Annotated in this window: 11 protein-coding genes; 5 read left to right on the top strand and 6 right to left on the bottom strand. The window is 45.5% G+C overall.

Going from position 1 to position 16,822, the window contains the following annotated elements; genetic code table 11:
- Nucleotides 1-109: 109 nt before the first annotated feature.
- On the bottom strand, nt 110-823 hold the full coding sequence (locus SPB21_RS33995; RefSeq protein WP_499056844.1) for a DUF928 domain-containing protein: 714 nt from the start codon (nt 821-823) through the stop codon (nt 110-112).
- A gap of 448 nt (nt 824-1,271) precedes the next feature.
- On the opposite strand from SPB21_RS33995, the gene SPB21_RS33990 reads away from it, so the two are divergent.
- The 3 genes from SPB21_RS33990 to SPB21_RS33980 all read left to right on the top strand — a co-directional run bounded on the left by SPB21_RS33990 (nt 1,272) and on the right by SPB21_RS33980 (nt 5,619).
- Nucleotides 1,272-3,287, top strand: coding sequence for a CHASE2 domain-containing protein (locus tag SPB21_RS33990; RefSeq protein ID WP_499056842.1), 2,016 nt, complete (start codon nt 1,272-1,274; stop codon nt 3,285-3,287).
- A 19-nt stretch (nt 3,288-3,306) separates the two neighbouring features.
- On the top strand, nt 3,307-3,912 hold the full coding sequence (locus SPB21_RS33985) for a slr1658 superfamily regulator (protein WP_163665551.1): 606 nt from the start codon (nt 3,307-3,309) through the stop codon (nt 3,910-3,912).
- Nucleotides 3,913-3,981: 69 nt separating this feature from the next.
- Nucleotides 3,982-5,619, top strand: a complete 1,638-nt coding sequence (locus SPB21_RS33980) for a mechanosensitive ion channel family protein (protein WP_499056839.1) — start codon at nt 3,982-3,984, stop codon at nt 5,617-5,619.
- Between the two features lie 52 nt (nt 5,620-5,671).
- Here SPB21_RS33980 and SPB21_RS33975 read toward each other — a convergent pair whose 3' ends face one another.
- From SPB21_RS33975 to SPB21_RS33960, 4 genes are all read right to left on the bottom strand, one after another.
- The gene (locus tag SPB21_RS33975) at nt 5,672-7,558 is read right to left on the bottom strand and encodes a calcium-binding protein (protein WP_499869479.1); all 1,887 of its coding nucleotides are present in this window, start codon (nt 7,556-7,558) and stop codon (nt 5,672-5,674) included.
- Nucleotides 7,559-8,150: 592 nt separating this feature from the next.
- The gene (locus SPB21_RS33970; RefSeq protein ID WP_163665554.1) at nt 8,151-8,507 is read right to left on the bottom strand and encodes a slr1659 superfamily regulator; all 357 of its coding nucleotides are present in this window, start codon (nt 8,505-8,507) and stop codon (nt 8,151-8,153) included.
- 94 nt (nt 8,508-8,601) lie between these two features.
- Nucleotides 8,602-11,613, bottom strand: coding sequence for a CHAT domain-containing protein (locus SPB21_RS33965; protein WP_163699541.1), 3,012 nt, complete (start codon nt 11,611-11,613; stop codon nt 8,602-8,604).
- Nucleotides 11,614-11,660: 47 nt separating this feature from the next.
- Entirely contained in the window at nt 11,661-13,379 is a 1,719-nt protein-coding gene (locus SPB21_RS33960; RefSeq protein ID WP_163699543.1) for a ShlB/FhaC/HecB family hemolysin secretion/activation protein, read from the bottom strand.
- Between the two features lie 358 nt (nt 13,380-13,737).
- On the opposite strand from SPB21_RS33960, the gene SPB21_RS33955 reads away from it, so the two are divergent.
- Nucleotides 13,738-14,868 (top strand): PAS domain-containing protein, encoded by a 1,131-nt coding sequence (locus SPB21_RS33955; RefSeq protein WP_250565801.1) that lies wholly within the window; start codon nt 13,738-13,740, stop codon nt 14,866-14,868.
- Nucleotides 14,869-14,949: 81 nt separating this feature from the next.
- Entirely contained in the window at nt 14,950-15,705 is a 756-nt protein-coding gene (locus tag SPB21_RS33950) for a MinD/ParA family ATP-binding protein (protein WP_163665558.1), read from the top strand.
- Between the two features lie 261 nt (nt 15,706-15,966).
- On the opposite strand, the gene SPB21_RS33945 is transcribed toward SPB21_RS33950, so the two are convergent.
- Entirely contained in the window at nt 15,967-16,806 is an 840-nt protein-coding gene (locus SPB21_RS33945; protein ID WP_499869478.1) for an SDR family NAD(P)-dependent oxidoreductase, read from the bottom strand.
- Nucleotides 16,807-16,822 lie beyond the last annotated feature (16 nt).

The following is a 16,822-nucleotide window of genomic DNA, read 5'->3' as shown; positions in this document are numbered from 1 at the left end:
AAGGACTTATGGCGTTGCTGGTCCTTGGGATGACTTTAGTTGCTCGATTTGCCATGGTTTGGCCTATATTACATAGCCTGACATAAAGTCTGAGAAGCCTATCCATGCTTTAAGGTAGTAATGATTCATTCGCCAGAGTTTCTAAGCCCACCGATTGCAACAGATCCTTAAGATTTTGCTCAGCAGTCGCACGGTTAGTCCGGCTCGCCTCCATGAGGCTATTTAAGGTTTCTGGCCATAGTCCTGCTTCTGCATAAACAAATGGCTGCTGACTAACAGAAGTACCTTGCAGTTGCTGATTTACATTCCCACCACTAACACGCTCAAAGCTACCCTGCACAGTCATATCGCTAGCGCGCTCTCGAACATTACAAATTAACGAAAGATACCAGTAATAGCGCTGTCCTGTCCGCAATGGTGACACTGTGGCCCGAGCGGGTACGTCAACTCTGACTAAACCTGAGTTGCCAGTAACATTAAATAATGCTCCATAAACTAGTTCGTCAGAACCTTCTTCATAAAGAGTAAATTCTGCAAACTGAGCTGTACTTGCCGGGAAATAAGCATACACAACTGGATGAGATGCAGCAGTTTGCGCCAGATTATTGTCCGGCATCAACGCTACTAGCCCTTGCTCGCTCTGAGCACAGGCCCCGCTACGATTTGCACCTGACTCACGATTCCCTGGGGCTCCCGTCTGAGTAGGCTGAAAATCTAGACGTCTCTGGCCCCATGCAGGCGTCATCGTGCCAACTGTAATGGACAGGCCAAGGGTTACCCCTATCAGATAAGCACCCAGATTACTCAGCAGCATACGATTCATATCGATAAGTTCAAATAGTTACACTCAGGAGAGTTAAAAGCGCTGGAGAAATCCTAACAGGGAATATAGTTCCTAACTGAGTTAAAACAACCTTTTGTAACCTCTTCATTGGCAAATATTGGCCATCGGTAACAAATGTGGTCTAAAAAGCTTAATATGCGTTTAGCAATAGAATCTTCTGTAAATCAACTAATATTAATTTTAGGATAGTCTTGTTATCTTGTGCTGTCTACACAAACGTCAGAATAACTTGAAATAATTTGTCAGCCAGGGCCTGTAAATCCTTAAAGGGAAATAGACTGTACCAAGAGCTTCATAGTAATAGACAAGTTTATTCTAGTTTAATGGCGGCACAGCTTAAATACACCTATTAGGAGGATTGAGAATCAAACTGGTTAGCTTCAAATATCCTATTCAGGGTCTAAAAACAATATTGAGCCGTCTGCCATTGGTTAAGCAAGGTCGTGATCGTCCACTGTCCAAGCATTTAATCCAATTAGGGCAGCCTGTTCTGCTAACCAGCTTAATTGTTGCCTCGTCTATCCTTGCGATTCGACACCTGGGAGGCCTCGAAAAATTAGAGTTATGGGCCTATGACCATTTTATGAGTCTACGTCCCGAGGAAAGTATAGATCCTAGAATGCTGATCGTCGGGGTTACAGAAGAAGATATTCAGAGGCTGAATCAGTGGCCCCTTGCAGATCAAACAGTTGACCAACTTTTAGCCAAGCTCGAACAATACTCTCCCCGTGTGATTAGTCTGGACATCATGCGCGATGTGCCCTTAGAACCAGGCCGAGAAGCATTGCTTGAGAGGTTAACCTCCAGTGAAAATATTGTTACTGTTTGCAAAGCTAGTAACCAAGAGTCGTTGGGGGTACCTCCCCCCCCCGGTGTCATCAAAGAATCTGTTGGTTTTGCAGATTTGGTGGTTGACTCGGGCGGTGTGCTACGACGCACCTTGTTGTGGATGACTCCGCCTGCACCTGCTGGGGGACTGGCCAACCAACCAGGACATCTTTGCAGCGGTCCTGAAATCATTATCTCTCTAGGGCTACGCACTGCTTTTTACTACCTACTCGATGAAGACATCCAGCCAGAATTCACTGACCGTGGAGAGTTTCGATTAGGCAATACAACCTTTCCTAGACTGACATCTAAGTTTAGCGGTTATCAAACGGTAGATACGGCAGGCTATCAGGTTATGCTCAACTACCGCTCGGAGCAGAATTCTGCTCGACAAGTCACCCTTGAGGACGTTTTGGCAGACCGAGTTGACCCCGATTGGATTCGCGATCGCATCGTTTTCATTGGCTACTTGACCCCTCAAGCAGGGGATGACTTTTATACCCCCTATAGTCAGGCCCTAAGCGATGATCAAAAGATGCCTGGAGTGGAAATTCATGCCCAGTCCACCAGCCAAATTTTGAGCGCCGTTTTAGATCAGCGACCGCTAATTTGGGTTTGGCATACTCCCGTTGAAGCCCTTTGGGTAGTTGTCTGGGCCGGTGTTGGCAGCATCCTAGCCTGGTACATTCGCCATCCCTGGCGACTGAGCCTAGCGGTGTTGGGCGTAGCTATTGGTCTCTACGTTTTTTGTTTTTTGCTCATGCTCCGAGGCGGGTGGGTTCCCCTAGTACCACCGATTATAGCCTTGGGAGCGGCCGCCTCTACCACTATCACTATTCTCAACCAAAAGCTTAAGGCAGAAAACCTGCGCATTCAAACTGAACTCGACATCACCCGCCGTCTGCAGAAAATGATTTTGCCACCTGAGCGTGAACTGCAGGTGATTGAAGATCTAGATATTGCTGGGTACATGGACCCCTGTGATGATGTAGGAGGGGACTACTACGATGTCATATCAGATAGCAATGGACACCTTAAAATTGGGATTGGTGATGTCACTGGCCATGGTTTAGAAAGCGGATTAATCATGATCATGGTGCAGACCGCTGTTAGAACCCTATTAGAAAGTGGCAAAACCAAACCTGAAGAGTTTCTAAGTGCCCTTAACCGCTCTATCTATCACAATGTGCAGCGGATCAACTCCGATAAAACCATGACCCTTAGTTTATTGGACTATAAACAAGGCACCTTATACCTGAGCGGTCAACATGAAGATGTGCTAATTGTTCGTGCCGATGGCTCCCTGGAACAAATTGATACCGTTAATTTAGGCTTTCCCATTGCCCTCGAAGAAGACATTGACGATTTTCTGGCACATACCCAAATTCATTTAGAGACCAACGACGTAGTGGTACTCTACACTGACGGGATTACCGAATCGAGAAATATAGATCGAGAGTTTTACGGCCTAAACCGACTGTGTAATGTCATTATGAGCAATTATCAGCGAACGGCACAAGAAATTAGAGCAGCTGTTATTCAAGATGTGGCCAATCATATTGGTCAGCAGAAAATCTTAGATGACATTACGCTACTAATCCTCAAGAAAAGATAGATGGGAGAGACCTGAAACTATGGCTTCACCCACTTCATCAATGTCTGAGTCATTTGGCCAGTTCGCTAGCGAGCTTCATAACGAGAATCTATGTGTCAAAATCGATTTTCCGGTAGAACTAGTAAAACAGCGAAAGTTTTGGCCCAATAGCAATCTATCCGCCAAATTCGTTTCAGAATACATATCAATTTTTTTCCCAGTTGAAAACGCTCGATCTGAGCAGCTGCACCGACGCACGGAAATAACTGATGCAGCTCGATACATTACTAATGAGCTATTGGAGAATGCATTTAAATTCTCTTGTACAGCAGCTCAACAACCTGTACAGATGGCCTTATACCACTATTCTGATCGGTTAATTATCACGGTTACCAATACTGCCCACATCAATAACATCGACTCGTTTAGGTCGCTAATTCATGATCTCACAACATTAGATCTGACCGAACTATACGTAGAACATCTGGAGAAAAACTTAGACCATGAAAACGCCCTCAGTTCTGGCCTCGGTTTTATTACTATCTTGATTAATTACAACACAAAACTGGGTTGGAAAATTGAGCAAAATTCACCAGAATCAGACTGCTTCCTGGTGACCACTATGGCCCAGCTACTATATGACTAGAATATTTATGGCACTAAGACTATATACTCACCCTGAGTAGCCCACGGATACTTGTGCATAAGCGATGTTATGATAGCTCGGTTAAATCACTACCTGCAAGATATCTTTTATATTGCTCTTAGCTTAGTTATCACCGTCTTTGGTGCAATCGGTTTATATGTGATCTTGTTCCATCTGCTACGGTCTTATTTTCGCAGATTCGAGCGAGATATAGCATTGGTAACGCTGAATGTATCTGCCTATCCAGGCTTAACGTTGTTTGTACTGCTCGGCCTGGCAATGATAGCCCAAAATTCCAATAGTTTGGCTACTGTTGATTGGTTACAGCGTCTACTGCTAGGTTGCATCATTTTAACCATCAGCTATTGGTGCTTGCGCCTGTTCAAACAAGTCCTGATCTATTACCTCAAAGATTATGCTGAAACCACTGAGGTAATGTGGGATGAAGTGCTACTCCCCTTGCTAGAAGCAATTGTTCCAGTCATGATTATCTTAATGAGTGGGGCCCTTATTTTACAGCTTTGTTTGGGCTTAAACTTAACCGGTGCCTGGGTAACCCTAGGGGGTAGTGCCTTTATCATTGGCTTTGCAGTTAAAGACATTCTAGCCAACTTTTTTAGTGGTATTGCCCTATTGATAGATAGTCCCTTCCGGTTCGGTGATGTACTCCGCATAGAAAGCGGTAGTGAAGGGTCCAGCCATTTGGGCATTCTGCGAAAAATTGGAGTGCGTGTTACCCACATCTACATGTTTGAACTTCACACAGAGGTCTACATTCCCAACAGCGTGATGCAAAGTCACAAAATCACCAATTTGAGCCGTCCCATTGAACCTGTTTTTTTCTCAACACCGATTGAATTCAACCCACAGTGTAACCTGGAGCATGCCAAAAAGATTATGCAGGAGATCCTCCTGGCCCACCCGGATACTGTAGGTAACATTGAGTCTAAGCTAACCTGTCTCAAGAACTACTATGGCTGGGAAAATGAATTCGCCCAAAAAAAGGAAAATGGAATACAGCGACTCTTAGCTGAATATGCCGTCAACAACAAATTAGAAGAGGTTGAAGATGCATTAAACGCTATGATGATCACGTTACAGTTTGTAGAACAAGGCGGACTAACCCAGGAAGAAATTGACACGGTACAAACTGAGTATGATGACATTCTAAAACTGATGGGTCTTACGGTCGTTAAACAAACAACGCGTAAACAGTCATTTCTTAATTTGCAGCATATTCAGCCTAAATTTGTAATCAGAGAAACGAAAGACCCTGACTCCTTGATTCATCTAGTGCGCAAGTGGTATCGCATTTGGCTGGGCGACCCGAACATGGCTGATGAGGATGAATATGTATTGCTGGAAATTTGGGAACGCAAAATTGAGCTGCTAAAACGGCGCACACGTAAGCTCCATCAAAAGATTCTAAATCCACTTCAAGAAGAAACTCGATTAGATGATTATGTCAAAGAGCTAGTCCGATGGTTACGAGATCGCTTTAAACAAGCTCGTAGCTCATGGCATGAACCAGAGGTGCGCATGGAACGTGTGGTGAAGGATGAAGGACATACCTATATCCGATTTACCCTAAACTATTACGTTGATGATATCCGTCTAGAAGATGGGGAGCGAGGTACTCGTGTTAACAGCGATATCCATCGCGAGATTATGCATCATCTAAAAGATGATTGTCGTGGCCAGGCTTAATAGTCCCCGACATATAGTCCCTAACATAGAGAAGAAGCACAAATAGCCAAGATTATAAGGAATTCATCAGCTTATTTTCTTCTTCGGGGGTGATCCCATAGTCCTCTCGACTCTGCTGAATTACCTTTTTATCCTCTAACGACAGTGCCTCATCCGGTGCATCTAAGGATAGATCTTGAACTGAGTCTAGGGATTTTCGATCACCGGCCACAGCCAGCAAATCTGCACCTAATCCCTGAGCTGGGCGTCTGCGATCGCCAAAAACTTTCGCCAGCACCAGGCGATACCCCTCCAGGCGCAGCCAATCTTCTCGACTTTGCTGACGATCGGGATTTAGCAAGTCCGGATCATCAATGCCAACATCTGCTAAACAAGCACCATGCTCCTCATCAGTGATTTCTAGTTCCCGTCGCATATTTTGGAGTAGATCCAAACTAGTGGCTGAGGTCATTGCACCCTCTTCTAGACTTTCCTGCAAAATAGCCCGATACGCCTGCAATCGTTTGTCATGGGTAAAGCCAGGTAAGACTTTTGCCAGCACATATACTTCATTCGCAGTCAGGTCATCCAGAGCACGCCCTTCTAAAAACTTACCCACATCTAGATTGATCTTGCGTAACTGTTTCCGTAATCGACTGGCTAGCCCCTCACGCTGATATAAAGCCGGTGTCCGTGGCCATGTACGATACAGCCATAAACCACTAGAAATGGCAATGACTGACGTGAACAGATACTGACCAGGAATCGGCAACAAGCGTAAATTAGGCCTCGCCCCAAACATAAAAAATACGTTGAAAACCAAAAATGTGTAGAACGTAAACATCTTGTGCCGAATGAGTTCTATACTCGTTGGCCGCTTCCGTTTCAGAAAATAGGCCTTTAAACGTTTCTCTAATTGATCACCAATCCAGTAACTACCTAAACCAAAGCTCCCTAATGCCAGGGGTACAGCTATTAACTTAGGAATGGGAATTGCGTGACCCGCAATATAAAATCCTGGATTGAGAAGTGTGGCTAGTTGCTGCTCTTCATGGGTCCACACACCAGAAAAGTAATAATCCCAAGTTCCAGCATAGAGATAGTAGTAGACATAGAAGCCAACAGTAAGGCCGAAATAACTGTAGTATAGCCAGCGTTGATCTGGACGGGTAATTAATTCCCAATACGAACGTTCAGAATCAATATCAATACAAGGCACTTGGCAGGCCACACAGGCCGGTTTATCCTTACCCTCTTGAGTAACCGTGCGACACATCGACTGGGTAATCTTTTGACGATCATCAACGTGGGCAGCGCTATTCAACAATCCTCTTGGCTCACTGTAAATCTTTTGAACTGGAGCCATTGGACAAAAATACTGACACCATGCTTTGCCTCCAAATAAGTAGCCTACGTAAATTGAGGCAATAATGGTTGCTACGAGAAATATGCCAAGGGCAAGGCGATCAGAATTGACAAACAAAATACGGGTACATAAACCCAGATAAAATAATCCAAATTGTAGGGCAAGATAATTTTTCGCCAACCAGGAATTCTTAGCTACCTTGACCAATTCTTTACGGGTTTTACCTGTTTTTGCATTTACTCGGATCCGATACCGCTGTAATCCTAGGGCACGCGGAATCTGTGAAAGAAAGCTAAGGGGACAAATCCGTCGCCAGAACTCATGGCCAAGTATAAACAGAATAAAAATACCTGCAGGCACAACAGCTGCCCAAAATACTCTTGCGCCAATAGGATAGGGCTGTTCTACTAAACAGTCCCCTTGCACCTTGACACAGACAGTTGAATCAAGACGAATTGGACTAATGGTATTAGCTGGGTCAGTCAACCACGACGTTAGAGGATCATAAAAGAGAGAAAAGATAATCAATAACCAGCCGATGGTGAGCATCCACCGAATGCGGTGCATTTGTTGCTCAGATGTGCGATTAAGCATGATTTGAGTAGATGACCCCCGCTAGGTACTTTTTCTATGACTATTAAAGTTGTCCCCAATTTTGAATTTTCTTCGGCCATTCAACACCAGGCCCAAAATTTCGGGAACAGGATGAAGATTTTTTATGCTAAACCACGTCCAAACTAAAACCTTGAGTTTTCTCTGCGGAAAACCCTCGATTATGACCTTGAACAAGGTTTATAACCATTGCCTAAATAGTTCTACAAGAACAATATTATCTACTAAACACAAAGGCATTAATTATTATTTATCACGCTTTATTTCTGCTCTAGCAATTAATCGCAAAAATTAATGATTGATTCCAGGTACATTGAATATCGTTGTCCCTGATTACAATATTGATTACTCTCCTGTAACAACTGGTCCTCATAGCTACAGGTACAAAGGACATCCAAAATCTATTAAGGAGGCGATAGGACAGGCACAACCTATGCAATTACTTTAATAAAAGAGGTATTGTTCATTTATAGCCGATTACTGAACAATACACCCCTATCACCTCTTGGACTTATCCAAAAATATGATTCGAAGCCCTATTGTGTCTTAAGTAGAAAGAGTTAAAGAGTATTCTTTAGCCTAACTCCACAATCATCCCAGGCATCAGGCGCTTCAGATTTACCAAAGACTTTGCCTGCCAGGGAATCGTGTCAGAGCCCCTGATCGTCATAGCAACTTTAGCTGATCTACGAACTTTGATAACAAACTTCGAAATAACGTTAATGCCAGAACTATTCAGAAATTTAAGCTCCCGCAGATCCAGCGTCAGTTGGCTGGGTTCCTGGCTCGTCGCATCTTCTAGACACTGCTCTAACAAGTTTGCAATTGGTGGATACTCCCCCATGCCCATCAGAGCTAGTTCGCCTTTGAAAGTTACGGTTGAAATCGCTTGCTCATAGACAACCTCATACTCCTTACCCTTTATTTCCATGTTCGCTCTCCAAAACTTTGCCCTTGGGGTAGATATCCAGCCTATCAATCATAGCTGAGCAATTGAGCCGTAGCAGCAAACGGCTCACAGCTTCTTATAACCAGTTACCCACCAAAACGTAGGGAGCCCAGAAAAAGGGATGCTGTCGAAAGCGAGGAATTTCTAAAATTGAGAGCTGAGCACGACGTAATGCCTCTGCTTTGGTCACTTCACCAGAAATCAGCTCATCATAAAACCGGCTAATCAGCAAAGCGGTTGCTTCGTCACTGACTTGCCATAAAGACCCTAAGGTACTCCTTGCACCGGAACGGACCGCAGTACCGGCTAATCCTAATGCTGCCTGCTGATCACCAATAGCAGTCTCACAGGCACTCAGCACCAGTAGCTCCACGACATCAGATGATGTTGTTTGGTCTAAGCCAGTGGTCAGCAAGAGATCCCGAAGTTGATGCACACTCAGTCGGTCATTCCAGGTCAATATAAAGGTTTCATCAAAATTGGAGCTAAACTGACCATGGGTAGCTAAGTGGATCACCGGTGCATTGGCTGTCCGAATGGCCTTAGCAAAGGTGTCACGGGTGAAGTCTTGATTGAGCAAGGTCCTTTGGGCAGAGAGCTTGGCTTCAACTTCGGCAATTTCAGGGGCCACGTTAGGCAGTGAAGGAAATCCCTGACGTGCTTCTGTCAAACCAGCGGCGAGTACTCCCAAATTCTGAGGCTTAATTGGGGTGGGCTCTAGCAGTTGCAGTCCTGGAGTCAAGGCAATGGCATAGCGTTCCATCAAGTACCGTTGGCCATCGTAGAGTGCCGCCATGGGTACATTTCGCAAGACCCCATCAGAAACAAATACCAGGGTATTGACATCGCTATTTTCTAAATCTGTACTCAAGGGCTGCACCAGCCAATCATATACCTGTTGAGATAGCTTCAAATAGCGCTGACTAGTCTTTTGTACCAGGGCTTGTCGTAGGTCCAACACAGTCGCCTCTAATTGGGACTGCGAGACAGCGCTACTGTAGTGACGGAGAGCTTGGCCTGGCAGCCGCACAATTATATCCAGTCGATCTGGCAAAATAATCGGATAAACAACCGCTGCTTGACGATCCACTTGATCAATCAGCACTGGGTTAGCCGATAGACACGCTTCCCTAAAGAAATTATCGAGTTCTGCCAGCTGTAAAGACTCCATTACAGTCCTGGCCTTTTCAAGATTTTCCGTTGGAACTGTTGTGTCCGCCAGCAGTAGGCTAACGAGTTCACGATGGATCGGTTCCACACCAGTTTGAAAAGCCGCTTGCACCTCAGGATTGATCGAGACCAGGTCACTACGCAGCAATTGCAGGGTTTTGACCGATTCACCATAAGCCTTAACGGCTTTCGTGTAGTTAGGGTTTTGGGAGTTTTTGGAACTGCTTTGAGGAATATTTGCCTTGAAAATCCGCCCTAGTTGCCACTGCCAACGGTAGGAAATTTCTGGGGCATCTAGGCTTTGAGAAATCAGCAGCGCCTTTTGGGTAAAAACTTCGGCCTCTTGCCACTGTTGCGCCTGTTCATATAGATGCCCTAAACTACCCAGGACATAGGACTCTGAGCGTAAATCTCCCAGTGCTTGAGCATCCTTTTGAGCCAGCTGTAGCAATTGGATAATATCTGCTTGAGCATTGGCTGACGGTGTTTGCCTGGGTACTTCTAATGCAGGTGCTGTCTGGGGAACACTCCCATTCTCTCCTAAAAACTGTTCGACCAGACTGAGATTACCACGGGTATAAGTATCAGCATCAATAGCTGTTGCTGGTCCACGAACTGTTGTGGCAGATGAGCGTCCTCCTAAAAACTGTTCGACCAAATTGAGATTGTTACGGGTGTAGGTTGATGCATCTGGGATAGTCCTACTTTCGAACCCGTTATCGGGTGCCAAAGGAGTCTCTTTGATAGAGTCGATGGAGCGATCAATAAACAAATCAACCAAATCGAGATTATCGCGGGTATAGGTACTGGGCACGGTTGTTGAGTGGGGTGCTCCCAAGTATCTTGGAACTTTTTCTAAGCGAGCATTACGTTGGCTAATTTTGAGACGACTCTCTGCCAAGTTGATTTTGGCATAGACAACGGCCTGGCTGGAGGGCAACCCTTCTAGTGATGGCTGAATTTGTCGCGCCAGTGATTCTGCTCGCTGCCATTGTTGGGTATTGATCAAAACCGCCAGTTCACTCAGCTGGGCCTGAATGGTAGTAATGGGTTCTGCCGATTGGTTAACAGCCTGTTGATAGTATTGCTGGGCAGTTTCTAACTGTCCTCGGGCTTCAACCGTATTCCCCAAGCTCACCTGAATGGTTACGATCAATTGCGATAGGCCCAATTGTTGGGCCATCCTTAAACTGGTTTGTAATGCTGTCTCAGCCTGTTCCAGATCGCCAGCCACACGCAAAGCTTCACCCAACATCTGCAGTCCTGTTGCCTTAATGTCAGAATCAGGCTGGTCAGCGAGGGCCTCTGTCAAATCACTCAGGGTGACAATGGCACGTCGATAGTGCCCCATAGCCTGTAATGCTTGGGCCTGGGTCAGTATGGAACGCAGCCTTCGATCTTCATCGCCCAGTTGGTCGTAAATCTCAGTGGCCGATTGCCATGCTTGTAAAGCGTCTAATGCCTTACCCTGACTGAGATACAAATGGCCCTGTATATCTAGAATCCTGGCCAAGATTGGTGAGCGCTCCGCTGCTGGTAGCTGATCAATGACCTCTAACCCCCTGGAAATCGTCTGTCTGGCCTCGGACCAACGCCCCAACTGTTGATAAACAAAGGCCAGATTCCTTAGGGCCAGGGCTTGATTGAGATTGTCACCATTATTTTGGTAAAGCTCAACCGCTTGTTGGAGTTGTGCAATTGCCTCGCTGTAGGCACCAGCTTCAAACAGGTCGCGACTTTGTTGTGAGTTTGCATGCAGCTGCTCCTTTGGTCCTCGAAAATCTGCCCTGACCAATCCTGCTGGCAAAAATACAGCACATAGCAACGCTGTCATAAATCCTAAAAGTAGACGCCGCCAACGGTGCTGCCAGGGGGCTAAAAATAATCGCTTCAGGGGCCGAAAACTCAGTGAAACCATGGCATTAAACCCAGCGTGAATCTAGCAACAATAGTCAAGAACAACGGTTAAAAAAGGCGATAGTTAATGGCAAAGTAAAGGCCGTTTTCTTGCAAAGACGATGTTCGTTTATCAATGTCCACCAGGGGAATCCCCCAGTCCAGACGAGCCGTTAGGCGATCCCCCTGTTGCCACAGTAGACCTACACCAGTTGAGACCAATACGTTGGGATCTGGGTTAGTGCCATTATGATTCCAACCACCTCCCATATCTACAAAGGGTGCAAGCTGAAGCAGTCCATTAATCTCACGGGCACGGAACACTGGCAGACGCACTTCCCCTGACAGAGAAAATCCATTATCAGTTAGCAAAACATTTTGGCGATACCCCCGCACTGTTTGCTGTCCACCAAGACCAAATTCTTCTAGCGGCAGCAGATCATCACCACTCAGTTGTAGCCCGCCCTTGAGCAACAGCAGAGTTTCCGGAGCCAATAGCTTTACCCACTGGGCCTGCCCACGCCAGGCAAAAAACTGACTGTCGGGAGCATTGTCATTAACAGTGGCCTCTAATAGATCCAGCCCCAGACTAAATTCAGAAAACAGCGCTAGCACTTCACGATTGCCCGTTTGGGTCCATTCCTGAGAAAAACGCAAAGCTGACAGTCGGGTTCGCCCGTCCGCATCGGCCCCAGGGGAAGGAAAGCCGACAGACTCACCAATTACGTCACTCAAAAAATCTGTCTTGCTGCGCTGGTGTGTCAGCCTCAGTCCTAACGCCAATTCCTCGTTGGGAGTCTGTACCAGCGGTTGACGAAAAGATACCCCATAGGTTTGTGATTCTGATTGAATATCCAGGACCGTAAACGGGTCTTCTATCACTGAGCTATCGGACAAGCTTGTTTGCCAGCCGATGGTGCCGTTGCGAGCATTGACGGGAAATGTATAGTCCAGTTTGACTTCATCACTACCGCTAGTGTTGAGGTACTCCAGCTCAATGCGATCGCCCTGGCCCAGCAAATTACCTTCAGTTAGGGCAATTCCCCGTCGCCAGCTGCCGACACTGGGAGAACGATTGTTGTCTGTGCGTAGCTCGACGTCAAATGTATCCGCTACTGTCACCTCTACATCTAAAATACTTGTGCCCGGCTCAGTCCCCGTTGCTAGTTCAGCCGTAATGTTCTGAATTAGAGGATCGAGCTGTAGTAGCCGTAGCCCGTCTAACAGACGTTCTGAATTCAGCGGTGTAGACCCAGCCAGAGCTAACCGACTACGAACATAGTTGGGGGATAATCTCCCAACTATGTCGACATTGATATCTGTTAGTTGACCTTCCAGCACTTGAATTTGCAAAATGCCATCGGTCAACGTTTGGGGTGGAATGTAAGCACCGGAATTGACATACCCCTGATCTACATAGCGCTGCGTAATGGCTGAACGCACCTCAAACAACTCAGCTGGGGTGAGAGGACGATTGAGATAAGGGGCTGTAATCGTTGCTAAGTCTGACTCACTAAAGACTGTACTGCCTATAACCTCAAAAGCACTGATCACAATGCTTTCTGGCACTGTACCTGGGAGAGCAGGGGATGGTGCGACATCAATCGGAATGTCAAGTATCCGCTCGGATGGCAATGGCTGTATATCAATCGATTCTGGAAATTCACTCTGGGCATATCGGGTTTGGGCCAGTACTGACTCAGCAATCAAACCACCACAGACACCACACATCCAGATAGATAGGCAAAACCGTAGACAATGAAAAATAGGAACACGCAGCAGGGTCATTTTATAGTATTGCTTTTACCTAGAGTCTTTATAAATAAAGTTGGCATTGCTGCTCCTCGGGATGGATTGAATATGGATACTGTTGAATAGCAATGGTGCTAGACTGGCTCATCCCTTCAGCGATCGCAAAAAGTTGAGATAGGACAGTATGCGGTCTTAACACGTGACAGGTGCTAATTTTACCGCGAAGACTTTTTTTGAGGGACATCTTGAATCATCTCTTTGCAAGCTTTACCTTTTGATACACTCTTTTGATATTGCGCTTTTGATAAATGTATCGATATTGGGCGGTGATATAGTACTTCTAGTCATGATGGCTGCTTGATCCATGACTTAAATTACGGCAGCTTCATCGCCAATGGAGTCAGAGACTAATAACCTCAAATTACAGCTGAAAGTTTTACGACACCAATTGCTGAAAATACAGCAAGAAAAAGCAGATCTCGAAGTAATGCTGGAAAATGTGAGTGAGCATGCTGATTTGATTCTAGCTGAGGTTTATGAAGACAAACAGGATTTAGAACTGATTTTAGAAACGTCAACAGTTCATGCTGAGACCGTTGAGTCTGATTTATACCGACGAGCTATCATCGCTAAACAGCAGATTACAGAACAGTTTCAGCTAATTGCAGAATCCTCGCCCGTTGGCTTAAGCATTGGTTGCATTGCAACGAGTAAATTTCTATATGCCAATGCTAAAACCTGTGAAATTCTAGGAATTTCCTTTGAAGAGATTCTCAGTCGAAAAACAACAGACTTTTATGTAAATCGAGCCGATCGTGAGCAAATCATTGCAGCATTACTGAATCAACAGACTTTCGAAGGAGAAATAGCGTGTGTGCGGGCACAGGGTGAGCACTTTTGGGCGATGGTTTCACTATGTCCGTTTATTTTTAAAGATGAGCCAGCCATTCTCATGGCAATGCAAGATGTGACCGCTCAAAAGCAAGCAGAAGAAGCACTGAAGCTGGCAGAAGAACGGTATCGCAGTATTTTCGAGAATGCTTTAGAGGGCATTTTTCAAACAACATCCACAGGGGACTATATTCGAGTCAATCCGTCCATGGCCCGGATATATGGATATAAATCACCGGTCGAAATGATCCGTCAGGTGCCTTCGATCTGGGCAAAACGCTTTGTTGACCCACAGATACAGATAACCTATGAAAAAACGCTTAGAATCAAGGGCCAGTTAAAAGAATTTGAATACCAGTGCTATTGCCAGGATGGTCGGACAATCTGGATTGAAGAAAATAGTCGAGTGGTGAAAGATAGCCTTGGACAAGTTTTGTACTATGAAGGCATTGTTCAGGAGATTACTGAACGGAAACAGGCGGAAGACGCTTTAAAGCAACAGATCAAAAAGCTGCAAATCGAGATTGACCAAACCAAACGACGCCGAGAAGTTAAAAAGATTGCTCAGACTGATTACTTTCAGCATTTAATGGCAGAGGCTGATAACCTTCGTTTTTCTGAGGAAGATTGTTAAGAGATCGCCGTAATCGCCCAGGGTATTTATAAGTTATGGTAGTTTTTCTACACGCACTATCCTAATTTTAAAATTAATAAAATGGCTAAGGTTGTAGCAATTCACTCCTACCGAGGAGGTACTGGTAAATCCAATACAACTGCAAATTTAGCAGCTGTGATCGCAAGCACCGGACACCGAGTTGCTGTCATTGATACTGATATACAGTCACCTGGTATTCATATCTTGTTTGGCCTTGAACCAGACACGATGAACCAGACCTTAAATGACTATCTCTGGGGAGATTGCACCATCGTCGAAGCCGCCCATGATATCACCCCCCCTGAGGTTAAACAAAATCAAGGAGAAATTTTTCTAGTCCCATCCAGTAGTGAGCTAGCAGACATTACGCGAGTATTGCAGGAAGGATATGATGTTAAGCTGCTACGGGATGGCTTTCGAGATCTGGTTAAAGAGCTAAATCTAGACTATATCTTCATTGATACCCATCCTGGACTCAATGAAGAAACACTGCTGGCGATAGCAGTCTCTAACATTTTGGTCATTGTTTTGCGACCTGACAAACAAGACTTTCAAGGTACAGCAGTGATGGTCGATCTCTCTCGGAAGTTAAAGGTACCGAAGATGTTGATGGTGATCAACCGAGTGCTACAAAACACTGATTTTCCTGCACTATCACAGCAAATCGCCGAGACCTATGAAACTGATGTGGCGGGTCTCTTTCCTAACTGTGATGAAATGATGGAGTTGGCTAGTAGCGATCTGTTCTATTTACGTTTTCCCGAGCATCCATTATCTAATCTCTTCAAACAGGTTGCTGACCAGGTGATGGCCTAGGGTACGCTTATGAGGCAATATCAAAGGACCTCAGCACTGGCCCCACATTTTGTAATGCTTTGCTCGGTGCAATGTCACACCGAGATTGCGGAAACACAAGCTAGTTATGATTGACCAAATCATCTGGGTGGGTGGGTTTATGGCCTTTAACTCCATCAGCGTGGTGTTGAATTCGCTACTCCTACGTTGGCAATTGAGGTAAAGGGATTGATTTTTGATAGCGTGTGGTGCGCCTTTAGCTTACTCATTAGCCAGATATCCCTAATGCTTGCGCGAAGCTTGCTTAAGCCAAAAGAGAATTAGCCAATCAACGATGCGATCGCTTAACACGCCCTGCAAAAATTTCAAAACCTTGGCATCGACTGTAGCGCAGTAAACGGTTTTGGGGCGTTTGGCGATGGCTGCTGCCACCATAGCTTTTACCGTACTGTCTACTCCAGGAGCCTTGGCATAACTCGTGGCCATAGAATGCCTGAAGTCATCAACTAAAGGCAAATAATCAGCGGGATGCTCAACGTGATCCAGTAAATCAAACGCAACACGATCAAACCCTGTTTTAACTATTCCAGGCTCAATAATAATCACCTCAATCCCAAGATCTCTAACCTCCTGGCGTAATGCCCTGGCAATACCAGTTATGGCATGTTTAGTTGACGCATACCAGCCTGTGCACGCTATCGAGAGATGACTGGCGAGGGAAGCGGTGAAAATAATTCGACCACTTTTCTGCTGACGCATAGCGGGGAGCACAGCCTTGAGGACCCTTGCCACACCAAAAACATTAACGTCGTACTGGTTTTGGATTTCTTCTATAGCGATACTTTCTATTGTTCCATAAGCCCCATAACCAGCGTTCACAAAAACAACATCGATACGCCCTTGCTCCGCAAGTATCTGTTCTACACTTGCTATGATCGAGGCATTATCTGTCACATCCAACCCTAAGAGATGTGCCTTCTGTATAAGCAGATCTTGCATTTTCTCAACACTTCGAGAGGTGGCATAGACAATGCAACCCAGTTCTAACAGCATCTCTGCGGTTGCTTTTCCAAATCCTGACGAGGCCCCAACCATCAGCACTACTTTGGACTTGATTGACACTGCTACTAACTCTCCT

The organism is Leptothoe sp. ISB3NOV94-8A (genome assembly GCF_043421595.1).
Classification (GTDB): Bacteria; Cyanobacteriota; Cyanobacteriia; order Phormidesmidales; family Phormidesmidaceae; genus Leptothoe; species Leptothoe turfae.
The sequence above is the reverse complement of the archived record's forward strand: the minus strand, read 5'-3'. Positions and strand labels throughout refer to the sequence as shown.